The sequence below is a fragment of the Cytobacillus sp. FSL R7-0680 genome (assembly GCF_038009245.1).
GTDB classification, from domain to species: domain Bacteria; phylum Bacillota; class Bacilli; order Bacillales; family Cytobacillaceae; genus Cytobacillus; species Cytobacillus kochii.
On sequence record NZ_JBBPAO010000001.1, the window covers coordinates 3,543,125 to 3,565,954 of the forward strand.

The following is a 22,830-nucleotide window of genomic DNA, read 5'->3' on the forward strand; positions in this document are numbered from 1 at the left end:
TGTGTAAATTAGTTCAAATGTATAGGGGTGTGTAGACGTGTGAAAAAGTCATTCTAATTGACAAAAATATGTACTTTCCTTTCATTCCTTGAAATCATATGCTATTTAGGATATATTTTTTAATGGATAAAAAGGTTAATTGGAGGACTTTAAATGTCTAATCGATATGCGGTCATTTTAGCTGCTGGTCAGGGTACACGGATGAAATCTAAGCTATATAAAGTGCTACACCCTGTTTGTGGAAAACCAATGGTTCAGCACGTCTTTGATCAAGTATCTACACTTGATATAAAAGATATTGTAACTGTCATTGGTCATGGAGCAGATCTAGTTCAATCACAGCTGGGAGAAGCGAGTGAGTACCGGTTGCAGGAAGAACAGCTTGGTACGGCTCATGCCGTTATTCAAGCGAAAGATTTGTTGCAGGATAAAGAAGGTGTCACGCTTGTTATCTGTGGAGATACACCATTAATCAAAGCAGAAACAATGGAAGCGTTATTTAAACATCATGAAGAACAATCTGCGAAAGCAACTATACTAACAGCGCATACTGGTCAACCGACAGGTTATGGTCGTGTAGTGAGGAATACTGCTGGTCATGTAGAGAAAATTGTCGAGCATAAGGATGCGTCAGAAGAAGAAAGATTGATAGAAGAAATCAACACTGGAACTTATTGTTTTGATAACAAAGCTTTATTCCAAGCGCTATCACAAGTATCTAATGATAATGCCCAAGGTGAATATTATTTACCTGATGTCATTGAAATCTTAAAAGCCCAAGGTGAAATCGTTACTGCGTATCAAACACCTGACTTCGAGGAAACCTTAGGAGTAAATGATCGGGTGGCGTTATCACAAGCGGAGATGTATTTAAAGAAACGTATCAACGAACATCATATGAGAAATGGTGTAACAATTGTTGACCCATTAAATACTTATATCGGTGTGGATGTCGAGATTGGTTCAGATACAATTATATACCCTGGCACTATGTTGATGGGGCATACCATTATTGGTGAGGATTGTGAGATTGGTCCTTCTACTCAGATTGAAAACTGTCAAGTTGGCAGTGAAACGGTCATAAGGCAATCAGTGGCACATGATAGTGAAATTGGTGCGGGAGTAAAGATTGGTCCCTTTGCCCATATTAGACCGCAATCGCAAATTGATGATGAAGTTAAAATTGGCAACTTTGTAGAAATAAAGAAAGCGAAGTTTGGCAAGGGTAGTAAAGCTTCACATTTAAGTTATATTGGTGATGCTGAGGTCGGAAAAGACGTTAATTTAGGCTGTGGTTCGATAACAGTTAACTACGATGGAAAGAACAAATATTTAACAAAGATAGAAGACGGTGTATTTGTTGGTTGTAACTCAAACTTGGTTGCACCAGTTACAATTGGTGAAGGTGCTTATATTGCAGCTGGATCTACGATTACTGATGATGTGCCAGGCAATGCCTTATCTATTGCACGTGCTCGTCAAGTAAACAAAGAGAATTATGTAGATCAATTAAATCAAAAGAAATAAAAATTTATGGAGGCGCATCATGTCAAATCAGTATTTAGATCCCAATTTAAAAGTATTCACTTTAAATTCAAATAAAGGACTTGCCAGTGAAATTGCTAAATTTATCGGTGTAGAATTAGGTAAATGTTCGGTTACGCGCTTTAGCGATGGTGAAATCCAAATTAATATCGAAGAAAGTATTCGTGGCTGTGATGTGTATGTAATCCAATCAACTAGTAATCCAGTAAATGAGCATTTAATGGAATTATTAATTATGATTGATGCCCTAAAACGAGCATCTGCTAAAACAATTAATATTGTTATGCCTTATTATGGATATGCTCGCCAAGACCGTAAAGCGCGTGCACGTGAGCCAATTACTGCGAAACTTGCTGCAAATTTATTAGAAACAGCGGGCGCAACACGTGTGATTACGCTCGACTTGCACGCTCCACAAATTCAAGGATTCTTTGATATTCCAATCGATCACTTAATGGGTGTACCAATCCTATCTGAATACTTCAAGAACAAGGTAGAAGGGGATATTGTTGTCGTTTCTCCAGACCATGGTGGTGTAACAAGAGCACGTAAGATGGCAGATCAATTAAAAGCGCCAATTGCCATCATTGATAAGCGCCGTCCAAGACCAAATGTGGCAGAAGTGATGAATATTGTTGGTAATATTGAGGGGAAAATAGCTATTCTTATTGATGATATTATCGATACGGCTGGCACAATCACTTTAGCTGCAAATGCACTTGTAGAAAATGGAGCTGCAGAAGTGTATGCTTGCTGTACGCACCCTGTTTTATCTGGACCGGCAATTGACCGTATTGAAAACTCACAAATTAAGGAGCTAGTTGTGACTAACTCTATTGTTCTTGATGAAGAGAAGAAAACAGGGAAAATCGTCGAGCTATCTGTTGCATCTCTTATTGGAGAAGCAATTATTCGTGTCCACGAAGAGCAATCTGTAAGTGTGTTGTTCGATTAAAACAATTCTGACAAATCATGCCATCTATCGGATCATTACGTTTAGTTAAATAATGGACATTTTGCTTACAAACGTCGAGCGATGTTTATCTTTCAGTTAATTAGGGAATCTTTTAATAATAAGCCTTAAATTTTGAAAGGGGACGTTAGAATGACTGTTTTAGAAGCGAAGGAAAGAAAAGAGTTTCGTCACTCATTTTTAACTAAAATTCGTGCAGATGGTAATGTTCCAGCAATTGTTTATGGCACGAAGATGGAGAGTAAGCCAATATTCTTTAATGAGGCTGATTTTATTAAGACGATTAAAGAAGTTGGTAGAAATGGAGTCTTCTCAGTCGATATTGATGGTAAGAAAGTAGATGTCGTCTTAACAGAATACCAAGCCGATCCATTAAAAAATACAGTGGTACATGCTGATTTATTATCTGTAGATAAATCTACAAAAATTACAGCAGAAGTTACTGTAAATACGGTCGGTGACTCACCAGGTGTTAAAGAAGGTGGGGTCTTGCAACAAGCGCTACATGAGATTACTGTTACTGGTACACCTGGCAATATCCCGCAATCAATTGATGTGGATATTTCTAAATTAGAGATAAACGATGTAGTCACTATTGAAGATTTAAAAGGTGCCTCCTCGTATGAAATTGAACATGACGCCGAAGAGACGATTCTTTCCGTCCTCCCTCCTCGTGTGGAAGAAGAACCACAAGAAGAGGAAGTTGTGGAAGAACCGGTAGTTATAAACGAAAAAGAATAATACCAAACTAAGGTGGGGACTGACCAGAGCACCAATGGGTCAGTCCTTATTTGAGGTAAGGGGGAAAGTGCTTAGTGAAACTATTTGTAGGGTTAGGTAATCCAGGTAAGCCCTATGATCGTACAAGACATAATATTGGATTTGATGTGATCGATGAATTATCTAAAAAGTGGGACATTCCACTTGATCAATCAAAGTTTAAAGGATTGTATGGTGCTGGATTTGTAAAAGGAGAAAAAGTTTTTTTATTAAAACCACTTACATATATGAATTTATCAGGTGAATCCATTAGACCACTGATGGATTATTTTCAAATTGAGATAGAGGATATTGTAGTTATTTATGATGATTTAGATTTACCGGTTGGAAAGATTCGCTTGCGACAAAAAGGAAGTGCTGGTGGACATAACGGGATTAAATCAACGATTGCTCATATCGGTACGCAAGAATTTAACCGCATCCGAGTGGGGATAGATCGTCCGCCTCAAGGAATGAAAGTCCCCGATTATGTACTTGGTAAGTTTTCTGAAGAAGAAATGAACGAAATGAAAGCCGTTATTAATAAATGCACTGATGCGTGTGAAGAATGGTTAAATATACCTTTCCTTCAAGTCATGAATGTATATAATCAATCATGATATAATGACTTGTGCATATCCTTCCAACAAACCGTCAATAATAATGACAATTGATGGATAAAGGGAAGTGTTATTGTTGGCTATTCATTACTCATGCCGCCATTGCGGGGTATCTTTAGGGACTGTCGATAAACAAACGGTTCAAGCAGAGCAATTAGGCTTTCATAAATTAAATGAAGAAGAAAGACATGAAATGATCCAGTATGACAATTCAGGAAACGTTTACGTGAAGGCGATTTGTGAGGATTGCCATGAATCACTAGAGCGTAATCCAGACTACTATCAGCAAGACTTTCTTATTCATTAAAGCTTTGGAGTACTTTCCAAAGCATTTTTCTGTTTCTTTATACTCTTTTCGATAGATAGGAAAAAAGTTTAGTACGATAATAGAGGGACTTTTCTTATAAAAATCGAATAATATATAAAGTTAACAACCATTGTTTGAAAAAATACGCATGATTTATATGCTTTGTGAGTATAAACATGTAAGTAAGAAAAATTTGGCTTCCTAACCTATACGAGGTTTAGGGAGCTTAAAGTGCTTTAAAAATGTATTTAAAAAGAAGAGCAAATAGGGGAGTAGTAGCTTTCTCAGGTTGAGGGAGAGATGTTGCTTTTTGTAATAGGAGGATTACTGCATGTTAGGGCTTAAAAAAGTATTTTCACTACAGGATGAGGTCTTGTCTGTATTATCAGGCATAGATGAAGGGTTAAATGAACAAATGGTGGCAGGTTTAACGGGTTCAGCTAGAACGCTTTTTCTGGCGGCAGTATATGAACAGTCTAAACGTCCCTTACTTGTGACAACCCACAATTTATTGCAAGCGCAAAAATTATATGATGATTTAACACAACTTCTAGGAGAAGAGCAAGTATTCTTGTATCCTGCAAATGAGTTAATTGCAGCTGAATTAAGTATATCTAGCCCAGAATTAAAAGGGCAAAGAATTGAAACACTCAACCATATGATGTCAGCAAATGATGGTGTCATGATTGTACCTATGGCCGGGTTAAAGAAGATCCTCCCACCTAAAGAGTTGTGGAGCAAACTTCAGTTAACGTTAAAAGTTGGCGATGAGCTAACCGAACAACAATTAAATCAGTTTATCCAAATGGGCTACAGTCGAGTGGAGATGGTGTCCTCTCCAGGTGAATTTAGTGTTCGCGGTGGTATTATTGATATTTATCCGTTAACAGAGTCAGACCCTATTAGGATTGAATTATTCGATACAGAGGTTGATTCTATCCGGTTCTTTTCTTTAGAAGATCAGCGCTCAAAGTCAAAGGTTGAGCGTGTGTTAATTGGGCCAGCTACAGAAACACCAATGGAAGGTGAACATTTTGAGCGGCTTATTCATACTTTAGAGTCAGGATTGGGTAAAAGCTTAAAAAAATTTAAAAATGACCAAGCCAAACAAAGCCTTACACAAAATATCGGTTATGAATTAGAACAATTAAAGACTGGTACTAAACCAGAGCAATTATATAAATATTTATCCCTTGCTTATGAGGGAGGCAGTAGTTTAATAGACTATCTTCCTGCGAACGGATTGATTTTTGTAGACGAAGTCAGTCGTGTACAAGAAATGAATGATTCCCTTGATAAAGAAGAAGCAGAATGGTACACGAACCTACTTGAAGAAGGACAGATTATTCACGACGTTGTGACTTCTCATTCTTTAAAAGAACTAATGTATACTAAGAAAAATCCGATTGTTTATATGTCCTTATTTTTACGACATGTACCGAATACAAATCCGCAAAATATTATTAATATCTCCTGTAAGCCGATGCAAAATTTTCATGGTCAAATGCATGTGCTTAAAACAGAGGTTGATCGCTGGAAAAAAGGAAATTATGCTATTGTTTTTCTTGCTGTAGATGAAGAACGGGTTCACAAATTGCAGAATGTGTTAGAGGATTATGATATTGAATCCGCTATCATCAAACAGGACTCTCTCCTTGCACAAGGAAGAATTCAGATTTTAGAAGGGGCAATTCAAACAGGTTTTGAGCTTAATAATCAACGGATTGCCGTAATTACAGAAGAAGAGCTATTTAATCATAAAACAAGAAAGAAACAGAGAAGACAAAAACTTTCCAATGCAGAAAGAATTAAGAGCTATTCGGAATTAAAGATTGGTGATTACGTTGTTCATGTCAATCATGGTATTGGGAAGTACTTAGGAATTGAAACTTTAGAGATTAATGGTGTCCATAAAGATTATTTGAATATTCGTTATCAAGGTAGTGATCAACTTTATGTTCCTGTTGAACAAATTGACCTTGTACAAAAATATGTAGGGTCTGAATCAAAAGAACCGAAGATTTATAAACTTGGCGGTAACGATTGGAAGAAGGTAAAGAAAAAAGTCCAATCCTCTGTTGAAGATATCGCCGATGACCTTATTAAATTATATGCCGAAAGAGAAGCATCTAAAGGATACGCTTTTAACCCTGATAGTGATATGCAGCGAGAGTTTGAATCTGCTTTCCCATATCAAGAAACAGAAGATCAAATTCGTTCCATTAATGAGATTAAAAAAGATATGGAAAGAGAAAGACCAATGGACCGTTTGCTTTGTGGAGACGTGGGTTATGGAAAAACAGAAGTGGCAATACGAGCGATATTCAAAGCAGTTGCTGATGGTAAACAAGTTGCTTTTCTTGTGCCAACAACGATCCTTGCACAACAGCATTATGAAACGATGCTTGAGCGGTTCCAAGACTACCCTGTAAAAATCGGTATGTTGAGTCGATTCCGTACGAAGAAACAACAAACTGAAACGATTAAAGGATTAAAAGCGGGGACGGTTGATGTTGTCGTTGGTACTCACCGTATCCTTTCTAAAGATTTAACTTATCGAGATCTCGGTTTGTTAATTATAGACGAAGAACAAAGGTTTGGTGTTACTCATAAAGAGAAAATCAAGAAATTAAAAACCAATGTCGATGTTTTAACATTAACAGCGACACCAATTCCGCGTACATTGCATATGTCGATGCTGGGCGTTCGGGATTTATCCGTTATTGAGACACCACCTGAAAATCGTTTTCCTGTACAAACATATGTGATGGAATATAACGGTGTATTGGTGAGGGAAGCAATCGAGCGAGAATTAGCACGTGGTGGTCAGGTCTATTTCCTCTATAATCGCGTGGAGGATATTGAGCGTAAAGCAGAGGAAATCTCTATGATAGTTCCTGATGCAAGGGTCGCTTATGCACATGGTCAAATGTCGGAGAATGAATTAGAGAGCGTCATGCTTGGTTTCTTCGACGGTGAATATGATGTCTTAGTAAGTACAACGATAATTGAGACTGGTGTAGATATACCAAATGTAAATACATTAATTGTTCATGATGCTGATCGCATGGGCTTATCTCAGTTGTATCAATTGCGAGGCAGGGTAGGTAGGTCTAACCGTGTTGCTTATGCGTACTTTACCTATCGTAAAGATAAAGTCCTTACAGAAGTGGCAGAGAAACGTTTGCAGGCGATTAAAGAATTTACGGAGCTTGGCTCTGGATTTAAAATTGCCATGCGAGATTTAACGATTCGAGGTGCAGGTAATTTACTTGGAGCGGAGCAACACGGCTTTATTGATTCTGTTGGGTTTGATCTATATTCACAAATGCTGAAAGAAGCAATTGAAGAGAGGAAAGAATCCATGGGCGGTGAGCCGAGAAAAGAGCCAATGGAAATTGATTTAGAAATTGATGCTTATATTCCAGATGCATTTATTTCTGATGGACATCAAAAAATTGAAATGTATAAACGCTTCCGTGGGATTACGAGCCTTGAGGATATTGATGAATTGAAAGATGAGATGGTTGACCGATTTGGTGATTATCCGGAAGAAGTCGCGTATTTATTTAAAATTGCTGAAATGAAAGTATATGGAGAAGTGGCTGGGGTCGAACTAGTGAAGCAATCAAAAGATGAAGTGCTTATCCTATTATCTGAGCAAGGTAGTGTGGAAGCTGATGGGCAAAAAGTATTCAAGCTTAGCAATCAATTTGGTCGCATGATTGGGCTTGGTATGGATGGGAAAAAACTGAAAGCGGTTCTCCATATAAAAGGAATTGCCACGAAAGAATGGTTAGAAAATGCATTCACTTTTATGAAGGGATTACAAGATACAAAGAAGGTTCCTGAAAAAACAGCTAAGTAAATGTTGAAAAATATTGGTAATTTTATTGTAAGAATTGCAATGTTTGATTGAGAAAGGACAAGGGTATTTCAAGGATAGAGCACATAAATGGAATGTTTATCCCTTTCTGGAATGAATCACACCTAAAAGAAAAAATAGTTGGACGTGTATATAACTTTCCTTATGAAAGATACTAAGTTCAAACATGGCGATGCATTCATGATATCTTCCTTATGAATCATAGCTATTTTGAAAAGCAAAAGCTGTAGTTTGAGTTAGATTTAACCGAAAATCATCTGTAAAGGGAAATATGTATCATTAGTGAAGGAATAAATGGGAAGAATTCTCGTTGTATCGTCCTAATGGCCATGGATCGGTTAGAGTTAAGCGGCTTTTTCTTTTCAGTAATTTAATCATCAGATGAAAGTGAGGCAACGTTGAATGAAAGCAACAGGTATTGTTCGTCGTATTGATGATTTGGGTCGTGTCGTCATTCCTAAAGAAATCCGGAGAACTTTAAGAATCCGTGAAGGAGATCCACTTGAGATTTTTGTAGACCGCGATGGAGAGGTAATTTTAAAGAAATACTCACCTATCTCTGAGCTTAGTGACTTCGCAAAAGAATATGCAGAAGCATTATATGATAGCTTAGGAAATCCGGTCTTAATTTGCGATAGAGATACATATATCGCTGTTGCAGGAGGCTCTAAGAAGGATTACTTAAATAAGAGTATTAGTGATCTAGTAGAGAAGACAATGGAGGATCGTAGCTCTGTTCTTGTGACCCAATCAAGCGAAATTTCAATTGTAGATAATCATACAGAATCCGTCGCATCTTACACAATAGGACCCATAGTAGCCAATGGCGATCCAATTGGTGCAGTCGTAATCATTGCGAAAGATGACACCATTGGTGCAGTTGAACAAAAATCCGTCGAAACCGCAGCTGGATTTTTAGCGAGACAAATGGAATCATAGTATATAGGTAATATGAGCTGGAGCTTTTCTAGCGTCATCTAGTGCGAACAATCATATTTTTAATGATGATTGTTCGCTTTATTTTTGTGTAGACATTGACTTTCGGGAGCTGAATGCTGCTAATGTTAGAGGAAAATGATCTGCCGTAAGATGCCGTTGGAAACGAATCAGCCCCTTAACTGAAGTCGACTGGAAATTCTTAATCGGGTAAAAAAGAGCCGCGTTCTGAAAAGACCGATTAAGATGGTAACGAAGTCAAAAAACCAAAGAGATTTTTGGTAAGAAGCACTAGGGGGAATACGTCTGGAGAAACCCAAGCGTGAAGAAATCATAATTAAGACAGAAAACATCAAATAAATGCTTCAAAAATTGATAAATTCAAGTAGGATTTGATTAAACATAAGGAGAAATCATAGCTAAGCATCTTTTTACCGCAAAACTACACCTCAATATTTAAAATGCCTCCCTCAGGCAAGGAGCGAGAGACAAATATCAATAAATGAATATGCTATAATACATTTCGAAGTTCATAGTTAAGCGGTATCGTCGTGCTTATAGGGGGAGATATCTTCTGGATACCAATCAAACTTCTACGAGTATAATGAAAGGTGCGGTTATTTTGACTGCGGCAGGAATAATTGTCAAATTGTTGAGTGCGGTTTATCGCATTCCTTTCCAAAACATAGTAGGAGATATCGGGTTTTATATTTATCAACAAGTGTACCCTTTTTATGGGATCTTTCTTGTTTTAGCCACAACAGGTTTTCCAGTTGTGATTTCAAAACTATATATTGAGCAAAGAACGAGGAATGGTGAGGAAGGTGGACGGCAGTTATTAAAAGTTGCCGGATTATTGTTATCAATGATTGCTATTATATGTTGCTTAACGATGTATTTTAGTGCGGATGCCTTAGCTTACTATATGAACGATCCTCAATTGGCTGATTCCTTGCGCATTGTTGCTATTAGTTTTTTAATATTACCACTTGTATCAGTGCTAAGAGGTTTTTTTCAAGGAAAAGGAAATATGATGCCAACAGCTGTTTCTCAAGTGAGTGAACAACTTTTACGAGTGCTGTTTATCTTACTTTATGCTTATATACTAACTAAAATGGGTGCTTCCATTTATTCTGTTAGCGGTGGAGTTTACTATGGTGTCATTTTAGCCTCTTTGGCAGCTTTTGCAATCTTGCTATTTTATTTTATAAAAGAAATGAAAAGTGCACCAAGAATAAGGCAGAAGCACATGGGTGTTAGCTCGTATTTTCAACTGTCTAAAGAGATTATTGTCCAAAGCTTTGCTATTTGTGTGAGTAGTTTATTACTCATTTTTATCCAGTTAGCAGATGCCCTCAATCTTTATGCATTATTGACGACATCGGGTTTTTCTGAGATTGAAGCAAAGACATTAAAGGGTGTATATGACAGAGGTCAGCCACTTATTCAATTAGGTTCTATTGTTGCCACTTCGATGAGTTTATCGCTCGTACCAATTCTTACATACGTAAAAATACAGCAACCTCAACTACTCAATGAAAAAATCCAATTGGTCATTAGAGTGAGCCTTCTATTTGGCGTTGGCGCTTCAGTTGGGCTTTGGGCGATTGTGAGTCAAACAAATGTCATGCTATTCGAAAATGATAAAGGATCAGCCGTTCTAGGTTTAATGTCTATTGTTATTTTACTAAGCTCTCTTGTGATTACTTTGGCAGCCGTACACCAAGGTTTAGGAAATAGCTTTTTTCCAGCGTGGACGATTTTAATCGGAGTGGGAATTAAGTACTTTCTGAATACCTCATTTGTACCGCATTATGGAATATATGGGGCTGTATACGCCACATACATCGCGTTAGCGTTGATGGTAATTGCTTTGCTGTTTCGGTTAAAATGGAACCAAAGTGTCAAACTTGTTTCAGTACGTGAGTTATTGACAATCCTTAGTTCTGCTATTCTGATGACGATTTTTTTAAATTTGTATCTCTCTGTTACTGCACTCTCATTCATGAGTGGAAGAGTACTTGCTACCTTTCAATCGTTAACCGGCGCTGCTCTCGGTGCGATTCTTTATTTATTTCTTACGATTCGCAGCAACATATTTACAGAAGCAGAGCTACGTCAGTTACCTTTTGGAGAAAAGCTTCTCCATTTTATGAAAAGAAGATAAAAACAACCGACACAAAAAGTAAAATAAAGGAGAATTATTTATAATGAAGGTAACAGTTATTGGCCTTGGAGCAGGAGATCTTAATCAACTGCCACTAGGAGTATATAAGCTATTAACCAGTGTTAATAAAGTCTATTTAAGAACAAAAGAACATCCTGTGGTATCAGCATTAACAGCAGAAGGAGTGCTATTTGAATCCTTCGACAAGATCTATGAATCACATGATCAATTTGCAGAGGTATACGAAGAAATAAGCACCCTTTTGTTAGAAAAAGGAAAAGTGGAAAACATTGTTTATGCTGTGCCAGGTCACCCGCTTGTAGCAGAAAAAACGGTACAATTACTCATTGAACGGGCTGATGAGTATGGAGTTAATTTAGAATTTAAGGGTGGCCAAAGTTTTCTAGATAGCATGTTCCAAGCGTTAAGGGTTGATCCAGTTGAAGGTTTTACACTATTAGATGGTACGGACTTAAAGGGAAGTGAACTTGTTCTTACACAACATATGATTATCGGACAAGTATATGATGCATTCATTGCATCTGAAGTAAAATTGACGTTAATGGACTATTTACCGGATGATTATTTAGTAAAGATTGTAACAGCGGCCGGAAGTAGTGAAGAAGTGATTAAAGAAGTTCCACTTTATGAACTAGATCATGATTTAGCTTTAACTAATTTAACATCTGTATATGTCCCTCCCGTTACGAATGAAGCGATTCTTTACCCAACGTTTCCTAAACTGAAAGAAATCATTGCTACCTTAAGAGGTCCAAATGGATGTCCGTGGGATAAGAAACAAACACATCAATCTTTGAAGAAGTATTTAATCGAGGAAGCGTATGAATTAATCGAAGCGATTGAAGAGGATGATATTGATCATATCATTGAAGAGCTAGGGGATGTGTTGTTACAAGTTATGCTTCATGCCCAGATAGGAGACGATGAAGGGTACTTCTCTATTCATGATGTAATAGCAGGTCTTTCTAAAAAAATGGTTTTTAGACATCCGCATGTGTTTGGGGAGAGAGCAGCAGAAGATGTAGATGAAGCGTTACGTAACTGGAATGAAATGAAAAAACAAGAAAAAGGCGAAAAAACATCGTCAATATTGGATGGTGTTCCAAAATCATATCCAGCCATGTTGCGTGCAGAAGAGTTACAAAAACGTGCTGCAAAGGTCGGTTTCGATTGGGAAAACATCCAACCAATGTGGGATAAGGTGTTTGAAGAAATTAAAGAATTTCAATTGGAAGCCGAGAATAATAATGACAATCGCATAATTGAATTTGGTGATATATTATTTGCATTTATCAATATTGCTCGGTATTATCAAATCAATCCAGAAGAAGCATTACATCGAACCAATACGAAATTTACCAATCGTTTTTCATATATAGAGAAAAAACTAGATAAGAATCTAAAAGAGGCGAGCCTGGAGGAAATGGATCGTTTTTGGGAAGAAGCGAAGAAAAAAGGTTACTAAATGAACTTTTTAGGGTAAAGGAGAGTGAAAGTATGCGCTTAGATAAATTTCTAAAAGTATCTCGATTAATAAAAAGACGTACATTGGCAAAGGAAGTCTCTGACCAAGGGCGTATTGCTATTAATGGAGTAGAAGCCAAGGCAAGTACCAATGTAAAAGTTGGTGATGAATTATCGATTCGATTTGGGCAGAAAGTGACAAAGGTGCGAATAGATAAAATACAGGAAACAACAAGAAAAGATGATGCAGCAGAAATGTACACAATAGTAAGTGAAGAAAGAATGAATCAAGAATAAATAAATAGCGCTTGTTCTAATCCCTGAGCAATCTTCATACATATGTATTAAAGGATTGTACTATGGATTGTGAGGGATAGAGATGAGCCAATACCATGAGAACTCGAGTAAACAAACTGCTCCTGATCATGATGTGATCATGCGTGGCAGAAGACTGCTAGATATTACGGGAGTGAAGCAGGTAGAAAGCTTTGATAATGAAGAGTTTTTATTAGAAACTGTCATGGGTTTTTTAGCTATCAAAGGGCAAAATCTACAAATGAAGAATTTAGATGTGGACAAAGGAATTGTCTCCATAAAAGGGAAAATTTTCGACCTTGTTTATTTAGATGATCAACATGGAGAAAAAGCTAAAGGGCTCTTTAGCAAGTTATTCCGATGACGTTATCGGTCCAATTTTTGACGATGCTCTCCATGATAGGGATGGGTTCCCTTTTTGGAGCAAGCTTAGATACGTATCAGCGCTTTCTCAAACGGCCAGTAAGAAAGAGTTGGGTTGTCTTTATAAATGACATCCTTTTTTGGCTATTACAAGGACTAGCTATATTTTATATTTTGTTCCTTGTCAATGAAGGAGAGTTAAGATTCTACATCTTTTTAGCTTTACTTTGCGGTTTTGCAGCCTATCAAGCGTTAATGAAAAATATTTACCTAAAGTTATTAGAGATAGTTATTTCTACGATTATTTCTATTTATTATTTTATTGTGAAGGTCATTCGCCTATTAATTATTCGACCCGTTCAGTTTTTTTTCACTACGTTAATAGGGCTATTGGTATTAGTGGGCAAACTTCTTCTACTACTGATAAAATGGACAAGTAATGTGCTAATGTTCATCTTAAAAGTACTATTATCACCAGTAAGATGGATATTTCGACTTCTTATTCGTATATTACCAGCCCCTTTTAAAAAATCAGTCGATAAGTTCTATGATAAATTAAAAGGATATTTCCAAAAAGGGAAAGAATATGTTAAAAAACTGGCGGAAAAGTGGAAGAAGAAAGAATAACTTAGAAGGGAGAGGTAGTTGTATGAGTACCAACAAGAATAAAAATGTAGCCAAGATCCATTCAAGCTATATCGAACAACAGGAAGCCAATAAAATCAGTTCTCAACGGAGAAAGAAGCTTCTCTATCGTAGACTGACTGTCTTTTTTGTATTTGTTGCTGTGGTTTCAGTATTTATGATTACGACTATCGTATCCCAATCTGCTGCCCTAGGTGAAAAGAAAGAAGAAAAGGTAAAACTTGCTCATCAATTGAAAGAACTAGAACAGTCGGAAAAGGCCTTGAATGAAGAGATAGTTAGGTTACATGATGAAGAGTATTTAGAAAAACTCGCTAGAAGGGATTATTATCTTTCTGAACAAGGAGAAATCATCTTCAAAATGCCGGATGAAACCGATGAAAAGGAAAAAAAAGAAAATGAGTCAGCTCAATGAGAAGTTGACACCTATTTTTATCTTTCGGTATAATATAGTATAAGTATGAATACATTTGGGTTTACTTTATATCTTTAAGGAGGAAATATCTTTTTATGTCAATCGAAGTAGGCAGCAAGTTACAAGGAAAGGTTACAGGCATCACTAATTTCGGAGCGTTTGTAGAGCTGCCGGAAGGATCAACAGGCCTTGTGCATATTAGTGAAGTTGCAGACAATTATGTGAAGGACATTAATGATCACCTCAAAGTAGGCGATACTGTTGAAGTGAAAGTTATTAATGTGGAGAAAGACGGTAAAATTGGTTTATCAATTAAGAAAGCTGTTGATCGTCCTGAGAGAACGGAAAGGCCTGAAAGAAGAGAGTCTAGAGGCTATTCTGGGCGCCCACGTCAAGGTAGAACAAACGATAATCACCGTCCTTCAAAGGAGACATTCGAATCTAAAATGGCTCGCTTTTTGAAAGACAGTGAAGACCGTTTATCTTCTCTTAAGAGAAATACAGAATCAAAACGTGGTGGCAGAGGAGCTAAACGAGGTTAACTTGCTGCTGAATTAATATATACGAGCAAGGGAATCACGACGATTCCTGCAAAAGCAATCCTTATTGGGATTGCTTTTTTATTATTCTTCCGCATCTTTTGTGACGACTGGCGATGATTGTAACTTATAACGGTTAGGTGTGGTTTTATAAAAGACTTTGCGTATAAGCCTGGAAAGAATTGTGCATATGTGCGGATAGGGTGCGGAAGATTGATTGAAGGATTAGGCGAGAAACGGGTCAAAAATAAGGCCAGAGAGAAAAATTTGATTGGATTAGGCGAGAAACGGATCAGAAATAAGGCCAGAGAGAAAAATTTGATTGGATTAGGCGAGAAACGGGTCAAAAATAAGGCCAGAGAGAAAAATTTGATTGGATTAGGCAAGAAGCGAGTCAGAAATTAGGCCAGAGAGAAAAATTTGATTGGATTAGGCGAGAAACGGGTCAAAAATAAGGCCAGAGAGAAAAATTTGATTGGATTAGGCGAGAAGCGAATCAGAAATTAGGCCAGAGAGAAAAATTTGATTGGATTAGGCGAGAAACGGGTCAGAAATCAGGTGGTAGAGGAAAGTTTGATAGGATTAGGCGAGAAAAAGATCAGAAATCAGGCCAGAGAGAAAAATTTGATAGGATTAGACGAGAAGCGAATCAGAAATTAGGCCAGAGAGAAAAATTTGATAGGATTAGACGAGAAACGGATCAGAAATTAGGCCAGAGAGAGAAATTTGATAGGATTAGGCAAGAAACGGATCAGAAATTAGGCCAGAGAGAAAAGTTTGATAGGATTAGACGAGAAACGAATCAGAAATCAGGTCAGAGTGAAAATCTTGGTTAAATTAGGCAAAAACAAACCAGAAATCAAACAAAAAGGAAATACATGCTAGGTCTGCTGTTATTATAATTAAAAATGAGTAAAAAACAAACCTGAACAGTTGAAGCTGCCCAGGTTTGTTTTATAGCTAATATAAGTGATGACCCGTACGGGATTCGAACCCGTGTTACCGCCGTGAAAGGGCGGTGTCTTAACCGCTTGACCAACGGGCCACTATAAAAAATGGTAGCGGCGGAGGGGATCGAACCCCCGACCTCACGGGTATGAACCGTACGCTCTAGCCAGCTGAGCTACACCGCCATTTGAAGTGGCTTTCTTTTAAAAGCACAAGATATATAATACAAAGATTCTACAAGTCTGTCAATATTATTTCCCCCGGAAAATTTTTGTCGGAATAGTTGATGAGGTTTCGTCATTTTTTGGAAGCATGTGATGTCTAGTTTTTTAGACAACAGGAGAACGTATGGTCCAATTCCAATCCTTTAATTGTTGCTGCTTTTGTACTCTTTTTGCACTTTATAAAGAAATCAGTCGAACGAAAAAGAGGTATTTGTCCATTATTTTGACAAACTTTTAAGACATAGCCCTTTATAATAGCGAAAAAGAAACAAATAGGGAGTGGGAATGATGGAAAAACTCGAACGAACAATTGCAGAACCGATAGGGGAAGTGGATCTTCGTCGTCCCAAGATGGAGCTCTCAAAAATAGGTGGGAAAATACAGACGGGCTTAGAAACTTTCTTTATTAAGAAGGGGTACTTGTTTTTAATTATTGGTTTTTTACTTGGACGAGCCCTTATATTGTCCCAGTTAACACCATTCACTCTGCCCTTTTTTGCTGCGATGTATTTAGTAAGAAAGGATAAAGCACCGCTTGCTTTAATTGGATTGATTGGAGGAGCTTCGACTTTATCATTTACTCATGGTGTGACCACGTTTTTAACATCTTTCTTTTTTCTGTTTGTTTTTCGGATAAGTAAAAAGTGGATTACCAATGAATTAAAAGTAATGCCTATATATGTGGCTGTGACATTATTAATCAGTTCGATTATCCAATCTTATATCATAACGGGACATGTGGCGATGTATGATTTCATGATGGCTGGTGTAGAGGCTAGTTTAGGATTTATCCTATGTTTAATATTCCTACAGAGCCTGCCGTTACTATTTTTTAATCGGAGGAGGCAATCATTAAAAACAGAGGAAATCGTCTGCCTCATTATTATGCTAGCCTCAGTAATGACAGGAACAATCGGATGGACAGTGTATGACCTATCAGTCGAACATGTGATGTCTCGTTATTTGGTGCTTGTGTTTTCATTTGTCGCAGGTGCCACGGTAGGCTCAACGGTTGGTGTCGTGACAGGGCTAATATTTAGTTTGGCTAATATTTCAAGCTTTTTCCATATGAGTTTATTAGCATTCTCTGGTTTGTTAGGTGGGTTATTAAAAGAAGGGAAGAAAATAGGTGTGGCATTTGGTTTGCTTATTGCTACCCTACTCATGGGAATGTATGGTGACAATCAGTCAAACTTATTAATTGGTTTATACGAAACTGGAGTAGCAATATTTCTATTTCTATTAACGCCTCAAAGTTTTACGTCAAAGCTAGCGAAACATATCCCTGGGACTGCGGAATATGCGGCAGAGCAACAGCAGTATATGAGAAAAATGCGGGATGTAACTGCGCACAGAGTTTCTCAGTTTTCTAATGTTTTTCAAGCGTTATCGCAAAGCTTTGCCATGCAACATCAAGCTCCTGTGGTAGAAAATGATGAGACAGATCGAGAATTGGATTATTTCCTAAGTAATGTCACAGAGAAGACATGCCAAACTTGCTTTAAAAAGGATCACTGCTGGGCTAGGAACTTTGATACAACATATGATTATATGAAAAATATTATGCATGATTTAGATGAAAAAGATGGACAAATTTCTTCACGACTAGAAAGGGAGTGGGAAAAACACTGTACAAGATCGAAGAAAACAACAGAAGTGATTCAACAGGAGCTTACTTTTTATAAAGCAAATCAACGGTTGAAAAAACAAGTGCAAGAAAGTAGGAAGCTTGTGGCAGATCAATTATTAGGTGTATCTGCAGTGATGGGGGATTTTGCTAAAGAAATTCAAAGAGAGCGAGAGAATCATCATAAACAGGAAGAACTGATATTAGAGGCCATCCAAGAATTTGGGGTAGAGGTAGAACAGGTAGAAATTTATAGCTTGGAGCAAGGTGATGTTGATATAGAGATGACGATCCCATACTGTAATGGACACGGGGAATGTGAGAAATTAATTGCGCCAATGCTTTCAGATATATTAGGAGAAACAATCTTAGTTAAATCTGAGGAATGTGCGAGTTATGCCAACGATTATTGCCATGTTACTTTTCGCTCAGCAAAGGCATATGTCATTGATACGGCAGTGGCACATGCGGCTAAGGACGGTGGCTTAATATCAGGAGATAGTTATTCAACAATTGAATTAGGTAGCGGTAAGTATGCAATTGCCATTAGTGATGGGATGGGAAATGGAGAACGAGCACATATAGAAAGCAAAGAAACGTTAGAATTACTACAGAAAATATTGCAATCAGGTATAGAAGAGCAAGTGGCCATAAAATCGGTCAATTCTGTTCTGTCATTAAGGACAACAGATGAAATTTTCTCCACATTAGATTTGGCGATGATTGATTTACAAAATGCTGATGCTAAATTTTTGAAAATAGGCTCTACACCGAGTTTTATTAAAAGAGGGAGCCAAGTGATGAAAGTGCAGGCAAGTAATTTACCCATAGGCATGATTGAAGAATTCGATGTCGATGTTGTTAGTAAGCAATTAAAAGCAGAGGATTTACTCATTATGATGAGCGATGGTGTATTTGAAGGGCCGAAACATGTGGAGAACTTTGATCTTTGGATGAAGAGGAAAATAACCGAGTTAAAAACGAACGACCCACAAGAAGTGGCAGATTTAATTATGGAAGAGGTGATTCGATCAAGAGCTGGACGTATTGATGATGATATGACGGTGATGGTGGCAAAAGTAAAGCACAATATCCCGAAATGGTCGAGTATACCGTTCCATAAACAAGCGAATTAATGTTAAATAGAATAGAATCTCCAATAGATGTCATTTTTATGTATATTTCCTTTCTAATCCGTTGAAAATGGTTAGTAATCACTAAGTAACTTCTATCAGATTAGGAGGGAAAAAGATGAAAACAGGTACCCTAAAACAAATTTTACTTATTACAGACGGGTGTTCAAACGTTGGAGAAGACCCTATAGCGATGTCGGCTCTAGCAAAAGAGCAGGGAGTTTCCGTAAATGTGATAGGTGTAATGGAGAATGACGTTATTGATGAGAAGGGAATGCAGGAAATTGAGAGTATTGCCCTTTCCGGGGGTGGGGTAAGTCAAGTCGTATATGCTAGACAGCTATCACATACTGTACAGATGGTAACAAGGCAGGCGATGACACAAACATTACAAGGAGTAGTCAATCGTGAACTCACGCAAATCTTAGGAAATAAACAAACGATTGAGGATTTGCCTCCAGAACAAAGAGGCGAGGTAATGGAGGTTGTGGATGAGCTAGGGGAAACGGTTGAAATGGAAGTGTTGATTCTTGTCGATACGAGTGCAAGTATGAAACATAAGCTACCTACAGTCAAAGAAGCCTTATTTGATCTATCTTTAAGCTTAAATGCACGCACGGGAAAAAATAAATTTTCTCTGTTTGTATTTCCCGGGAAAAAGAATGATGTCGAAAAATTGCTAGATTGGACACCTAAGCTCGAATCGTTAACTTCTGTGTTCGCTAAACTCTCAACAGGTGGTATTACACCCACTGGACCAGCTTTAAGAGAGGCGATTACCTATTTTGAGAAGAAACGATCATTACGCAATTTAATTTCTAGAAATGACGATGAGTACTATGAAGAGTCAATTTAATCTACAAAAAGGTGCGATTATTAACGGGAAATGGCATCACAAGCAATACCGTATCGAAAAAGAACTAGGTGCAGGGGCTAATGGTGTAGTTTATCTCGCCACATACCTTGGGCAACTCGTTGCTTTAAAAATAAGTGAAAATGGGTATACAGTAACTTCTGAAGTGAATGTGCTAAAATCCTTTACGAAGGTCCAAGGGTCTACCCTAGGACCTTCTTTGCTTGATGTTGATGATTGGCAATTTTCCTCATCCACTATGTATTCTTTTTATGTGATGGAATATATCCATGGTCCTGATCTCCACTCTTTTATTAAACAGAAAGGAGAGGCGTGGATACCTGTGCTCATGCTGCAATTACTTTCTGATCTAGAGGAGCTGCACAAAGCGGGATGGGTATTTGGAGATTTAAAACCAGAGAATCTGATTGTCACAGGAAGAGCTCCGCGCATTCGGTGTATAGATGTAGGAGGAACAACATTAAAAGGTAGAGCCATTAAGGAGTTTACAGAGTTTTACGACCGAGGATATTGGGGGCTTGGTAGTAGAAAAGCTGAACCTACTTATGATTTATTCTCAACAGCTATGGTTTTTATTCACTGTGCCTACCCAAGCCGTTTCTCTAAAGACGGAAGGGGTTTAGAACAATTAATGGATAGGGTAAAGAAACATAAAATCTTAAAAACTTATGAAGGAGTTGTCATACCAGCACTTCAAGGTAGGTTTAAAACTGCTGAAGATATGAGACAAGCCTTGCTTGCCTGTTCATATAAGCAAACTCATGTGTCCCCACCAGCTAGGCAAACATCCCGAAAGACTAAAGGAAAGCCCAATGAAAAAATTGGAGCGTTCGTTTTAATCTTGTTTATTGGTTGTATTTACTTTTTCTATTTATATAGTCAAATGGTGTGAGAGGGTTTAGGCATAAATAATCGTTTCTTTGGAAATAAACATTAAAAAAGTGATATCCTTTTAGTAGAAGTAATAGTTTAACATAAGGGAAGAATGTTATGTTTTATGCAAAGGTAAAAGCATTTTTATCACAAAAGGGCATTGAATTGGAGAATAAGCGTGTGGGAATTGCTGTCTCAGGAGGACCTGACTCCTTAAGCTTACTTCACTTTATGCAGCAATTAAGTAAACAAGAGTGTTTTCAATTAGTAGTAATCCATGTGGATCATATGTTTAGGGGCGAAGAATCTTTTGAAGACGCTAAGTTTGTAGAACGCTATTGTCAGAAGTCAGGCATTCCTTTTCATATGCAACGAATGGATGTTTCTGCACATATGAAGGAAACGGGGAAAAGCTCGCAAATTGCTGCAAGGGACTGTCGCTATTGTTTCTTTGAGCAAGTGATGCAAAGAGAAGCGCTTGATTACATTGCATTAGGTCATCATGGTGATGATCAAATTGAAACAATGTTAATGAGAATGACAAGAGGGAGTAGTGGTCTTGCTAGAGCGGGTATGCCAGTTATACGACCTTTTAGTAGAGGGGCAATTATACGGCCGTTCCTTTGCTTAAGTCGAAATGAAATTGATTCCTATGTAGAGACTCATCATTTAGAACCTAGAATAGATCCTAGTAATGTAAAGGAAATCTATAGCAGAAATCGTTTTAGGAAAAATATCTTGCCTTTTTTAAAAAGGGAAAATCCTCAAGTGCATAACCATTTCCAACGCCTTAGTGAGGATTTGAGCGAAGATGAGGTATTTATGCAGGAATTAGCAGAAGCACAATTGAATAGTGTAACAGAGAGGAAAAGTGCTAGTGAAATTCTTCTTTATATTGACAGATTTACAGATGTCGCAAAACCTTTACAAAGAAGAGTGATTCAACTAATATTAAATTATCTATATCAGGAAAGGCCATCTTCTTTATCCGCTACACATATTGAAAATGTTTTTTCCTTAATTACTCATCCTCATCCGTCTGGAACCTTACATTTCCCAAATGGTTTAACAGTTGTACGTTCATATGATTGTTGTTTCTTCTCCACTAGTAAAAAAACAACCGTACAGCCGTATTTATTTCAAATACAAGAGCCAGGAAACTATGTTATTCCTGAAGTAGGCGAGATCAGCATGCATTATGTCGGTCACCCATTACAGGAATATCAACAAATGGATTATCTTTTGGTTAAAGCGGATATCGCCTTTCCATTAACGATCCGTACAAGGAAAAATGGAGATAGGATGAAGTTAAAAGGAATAAATGGTAGCAAAAAGTTAAAGGATATCTTTATCGATCAGAAAATTCCGCGGCAAAAACGGGATTTATGGCCTGTTGTTACGGATGCAAATGGTAACATTATATGGCTACCAGGATTAAAAAAGTCTGATCAAGCAGCTGAATATTCACCTGATACAAGCTATATTTTTCTGAAATACATAAAGCAATGATCTTCTAGGGGGCACAGGAATAAGATGCGAAACGAAATTGAAAAAATCTTAATTACTGAAGAAGAGCTTCAGCAAAAAGTGAGAGAGTTAGGCGGCTTATTAACAGAGGAGTATGATGGACGTTTCCCTCTTGTTATAGGTGTCTTAAAAGGCGCAATGCCATTTATGAGCGATCTAATTAAACGAATTGATACTCATCTTGAAATGGATTTCATGGATGTATCCAGTTATGGGAATTCCATGGTCTCTTCAGGAGAGGTAAAGATTTTGAAAGATCTTGATACTTCTGTTGAGGGACGTGATGTCCTCATCATAGAAGATATCATAGATAGTGGATTAACTTTGAGCTATTTAGTAGAGTTATTCCGTTATCGTAAAGCGAAATCGATAAAAATTGTTACTCTGCTTGATAAACCAACTGGCAGAAAAGCAGCAATTAAAGCGGATATCGTAGGATTTAATGTACCAGATGAGTTTGTTGTAGGATATGGATTAGATTATGCTGAGAAATACCGAAACTTACCATATATTGGTATCTTAAAACCTGAGGTGTATAGCAATAATAATTAAGTGAAATGCGATGTGTGAAATACTTTACAAAACCCAGTCTGACCAAGTGTAATTCCTTGTATATGCACAATTTTGTATGATACGATACTATGTAGTTTGTTTACCGTGGGAGGAGGT

The 22,830-nt window shown here is 37.4% G+C and carries 20 protein-coding genes and 2 tRNA genes; 20 read left to right on the plus strand and 2 right to left on the minus strand.

The window, feature by feature from the left end; genetic code table 11:
* The first annotated feature begins 153 nt into the window (after positions 1–153).
* The 15 genes from glmU (at position 154) to MKY26_RS17695 (ending at position 15,360) form a co-directional block, all read left to right on the plus strand.
* Entirely contained in the window at positions 154–1,527 is a 1,374-nt protein-coding gene (glmU, locus tag MKY26_RS17625) for a bifunctional UDP-N-acetylglucosamine diphosphorylase/glucosamine-1-phosphate N-acetyltransferase GlmU (RefSeq protein WP_095371284.1), read from the plus strand.
* Positions 1,528–1,546: 19 nt separating this feature from the next.
* Entirely contained in the window at positions 1,547–2,500 is a 954-nt protein-coding gene (locus MKY26_RS17630) for a ribose-phosphate diphosphokinase (RefSeq protein WP_095371283.1), read from the plus strand.
* A 150-nt stretch (positions 2,501–2,650) separates the two neighbouring features.
* Positions 2,651–3,259, plus strand: a complete 609-nt coding sequence (locus tag MKY26_RS17635) for a 50S ribosomal protein L25/general stress protein Ctc (RefSeq protein WP_341098252.1) — start codon at positions 2,651–2,653, stop codon at positions 3,257–3,259.
* A 74-nt stretch (positions 3,260–3,333) separates the two neighbouring features.
* Positions 3,334–3,897 carry an aminoacyl-tRNA hydrolase gene (gene pth, locus MKY26_RS17640; RefSeq protein WP_095371281.1) on the plus strand — a complete coding sequence of 188 codons (564 nt, stop codon included), beginning with the start codon at positions 3,334–3,336 and terminating at the stop codon, positions 3,895–3,897.
* Positions 3,898–3,973: 76 nt separating this feature from the next.
* The gene (locus MKY26_RS17645) at positions 3,974–4,204 is read left to right on the plus strand and encodes an anti-sigma-F factor Fin family protein (protein ID WP_095371280.1); all 231 of its coding nucleotides are present in this window, start codon (positions 3,974–3,976) and stop codon (positions 4,202–4,204) included.
* A gap of 331 nt (positions 4,205–4,535) precedes the next feature.
* On the plus strand, positions 4,536–8,072 hold the full coding sequence (gene mfd, locus MKY26_RS17650; protein WP_341098254.1) for a transcription-repair coupling factor: 3,537 nt from the start codon (positions 4,536–4,538) through the stop codon (positions 8,070–8,072).
* 420 nt (positions 8,073–8,492) lie between these two features.
* Positions 8,493–9,029 (plus strand): stage V sporulation protein T, encoded by a 537-nt coding sequence (gene spoVT / locus MKY26_RS17655; RefSeq protein ID WP_095371279.1) that lies wholly within the window; start codon positions 8,493–8,495, stop codon positions 9,027–9,029.
* Between the two features lie 601 nt (positions 9,030–9,630).
* Positions 9,631–11,193, plus strand: a complete 1,563-nt coding sequence (locus MKY26_RS17660) for a putative polysaccharide biosynthesis protein (protein WP_341098255.1) — start codon at positions 9,631–9,633, stop codon at positions 11,191–11,193.
* 43 nt (positions 11,194–11,236) lie between these two features.
* Positions 11,237–12,679 carry a nucleoside triphosphate pyrophosphohydrolase gene (gene mazG, locus MKY26_RS17665; protein WP_328200228.1) on the plus strand — a complete coding sequence of 481 codons (1,443 nt, stop codon included), beginning with the start codon at positions 11,237–11,239 and terminating at the stop codon, positions 12,677–12,679.
* A gap of 32 nt (positions 12,680–12,711) precedes the next feature.
* Positions 12,712–12,975, plus strand: a complete 264-nt coding sequence (locus MKY26_RS17670) for an RNA-binding S4 domain-containing protein (protein ID WP_095373565.1) — start codon at positions 12,712–12,714, stop codon at positions 12,973–12,975.
* A gap of 82 nt (positions 12,976–13,057) precedes the next feature.
* The gene (gene yabP, locus MKY26_RS17675; RefSeq protein ID WP_095371276.1) at positions 13,058–13,357 is read left to right on the plus strand and encodes a sporulation protein YabP; all 300 of its coding nucleotides are present in this window, start codon (positions 13,058–13,060) and stop codon (positions 13,355–13,357) included.
* Entirely contained in the window at positions 13,354–13,983 is a 630-nt protein-coding gene (gene yabQ / locus MKY26_RS17680) for a spore cortex biosynthesis protein YabQ (protein ID WP_095371275.1), read from the plus strand. The genes yabP and yabQ overlap by 4 nt, the downstream gene beginning before the upstream one ends.
* A 22-nt stretch (positions 13,984–14,005) precedes the next feature.
* Complete coding sequence (locus tag MKY26_RS17685) at positions 14,006–14,416, plus strand: FtsB family cell division protein (RefSeq protein WP_095371274.1); 411 nt, start codon at positions 14,006–14,008, stop codon at positions 14,414–14,416.
* A gap of 95 nt (positions 14,417–14,511) precedes the next feature.
* Positions 14,512–14,958 carry a S1 domain-containing RNA-binding protein gene (locus tag MKY26_RS17690; RefSeq protein ID WP_095371273.1) on the plus strand — a complete coding sequence of 149 codons (447 nt, stop codon included), beginning with the start codon at positions 14,512–14,514 and terminating at the stop codon, positions 14,956–14,958.
* Between the two features lie 210 nt (positions 14,959–15,168).
* Complete coding sequence (locus MKY26_RS17695) at positions 15,169–15,360, plus strand: hypothetical protein (RefSeq protein ID WP_328200235.1); 192 nt, start codon at positions 15,169–15,171, stop codon at positions 15,358–15,360.
* 568 nt (positions 15,361–15,928) lie between these two features.
* Here MKY26_RS17695 and MKY26_RS17700 read toward each other — a convergent pair.
* A tRNA-Glu gene (locus MKY26_RS17700) sits at positions 15,929–16,000 on the minus strand.
* A gap of 11 nt (positions 16,001–16,011) precedes the next feature.
* Positions 16,012–16,088 (minus strand) — tRNA-Met (locus tag MKY26_RS17705).
* A 327-nt stretch (positions 16,089–16,415) separates the two neighbouring features.
* Between MKY26_RS17705 and spoIIE the strand changes: the two genes are divergently transcribed.
* The 5 genes from spoIIE to hpt all read left to right on the plus strand — a co-directional run bounded on the left by spoIIE (position 16,416) and on the right by hpt (position 22,713).
* Positions 16,416–18,890 (plus strand): stage II sporulation protein E, encoded by a 2,475-nt coding sequence (gene spoIIE / locus MKY26_RS17710; RefSeq protein ID WP_341098702.1) that lies wholly within the window; start codon positions 16,416–16,418, stop codon positions 18,888–18,890.
* A 115-nt stretch (positions 18,891–19,005) separates the two neighbouring features.
* Positions 19,006–19,743 (plus strand): VWA domain-containing protein, encoded by a 738-nt coding sequence (locus tag MKY26_RS17715; protein WP_095371271.1) that lies wholly within the window; start codon positions 19,006–19,008, stop codon positions 19,741–19,743.
* Positions 19,712–20,653 carry a serine/threonine protein kinase gene (locus MKY26_RS17720; RefSeq protein WP_095371270.1) on the plus strand — a complete coding sequence of 314 codons (942 nt, stop codon included), beginning with the start codon at positions 19,712–19,714 and terminating at the stop codon, positions 20,651–20,653. Before MKY26_RS17715 ends, MKY26_RS17720 begins: the two co-directional genes overlap by 32 nt.
* 98 nt (positions 20,654–20,751) lie before the next feature.
* Positions 20,752–22,143 carry a tRNA lysidine(34) synthetase TilS gene (gene tilS / locus MKY26_RS17725; RefSeq protein ID WP_095371269.1) on the plus strand — a complete coding sequence of 464 codons (1,392 nt, stop codon included), beginning with the start codon at positions 20,752–20,754 and terminating at the stop codon, positions 22,141–22,143.
* A 24-nt stretch (positions 22,144–22,167) separates the two neighbouring features.
* Positions 22,168–22,713, plus strand: a complete 546-nt coding sequence (gene hpt, locus MKY26_RS17730) for a hypoxanthine phosphoribosyltransferase (protein WP_095371268.1) — start codon at positions 22,168–22,170, stop codon at positions 22,711–22,713.
* The last annotated feature ends 117 nt before the right edge of the window (positions 22,714–22,830 follow it).

Coding starts and splice junctions, on each gene's coding strand:
- glmU (WP_095371284.1), top strand. CDS start 154: ATGTCTAATCGATATGCGGTCATTTTAGCTGCTGGTCAGGGTACACGG.
- MKY26_RS17630 (WP_095371283.1), top strand. CDS start 1,547: ATGTCAAATCAGTATTTAGATCCCAATTTAAAAGTATTCACTTTAAAT.
- MKY26_RS17635 (WP_341098252.1), top strand. CDS start 2,651: ATGACTGTTTTAGAAGCGAAGGAAAGAAAAGAGTTTCGTCACTCATTT.
- mfd (WP_341098254.1), top strand. CDS start 4,536: ATGTTAGGGCTTAAAAAAGTATTTTCACTACAGGATGAGGTCTTGTCT.
- spoVT (WP_095371279.1), top strand. CDS start 8,493: ATGAAAGCAACAGGTATTGTTCGTCGTATTGATGATTTGGGTCGTGTC.
- MKY26_RS17660 (WP_341098255.1), top strand. CDS start 9,631: ATGAAAGGTGCGGTTATTTTGACTGCGGCAGGAATAATTGTCAAATTG.
- mazG (WP_328200228.1), top strand. CDS start 11,237: ATGAAGGTAACAGTTATTGGCCTTGGAGCAGGAGATCTTAATCAACTG.
- MKY26_RS17670 (WP_095373565.1), top strand. CDS start 12,712: ATGCGCTTAGATAAATTTCTAAAAGTATCTCGATTAATAAAAAGACGT.
- yabP (WP_095371276.1), top strand. CDS start 13,058: ATGAGCCAATACCATGAGAACTCGAGTAAACAAACTGCTCCTGATCAT.
- yabQ (WP_095371275.1), top strand. CDS start 13,354: ATGACGTTATCGGTCCAATTTTTGACGATGCTCTCCATGATAGGGATG.
- MKY26_RS17685 (WP_095371274.1), top strand. CDS start 14,006: ATGAGTACCAACAAGAATAAAAATGTAGCCAAGATCCATTCAAGCTAT.
- MKY26_RS17690 (WP_095371273.1), top strand. CDS start 14,512: ATGTCAATCGAAGTAGGCAGCAAGTTACAAGGAAAGGTTACAGGCATC.
- spoIIE (WP_341098702.1), top strand. CDS start 16,416: ATGGAAAAACTCGAACGAACAATTGCAGAACCGATAGGGGAAGTGGAT.
- MKY26_RS17715 (WP_095371271.1), top strand. CDS start 19,006: ATGAAAACAGGTACCCTAAAACAAATTTTACTTATTACAGACGGGTGT.
- MKY26_RS17720 (WP_095371270.1), top strand. CDS start 19,712: ATGACGATGAGTACTATGAAGAGTCAATTTAATCTACAAAAAGGTGCG.
- tilS (WP_095371269.1), top strand. CDS start 20,752: ATGTTTTATGCAAAGGTAAAAGCATTTTTATCACAAAAGGGCATTGAA.
- hpt (WP_095371268.1), top strand. CDS start 22,168: ATGCGAAACGAAATTGAAAAAATCTTAATTACTGAAGAAGAGCTTCAG.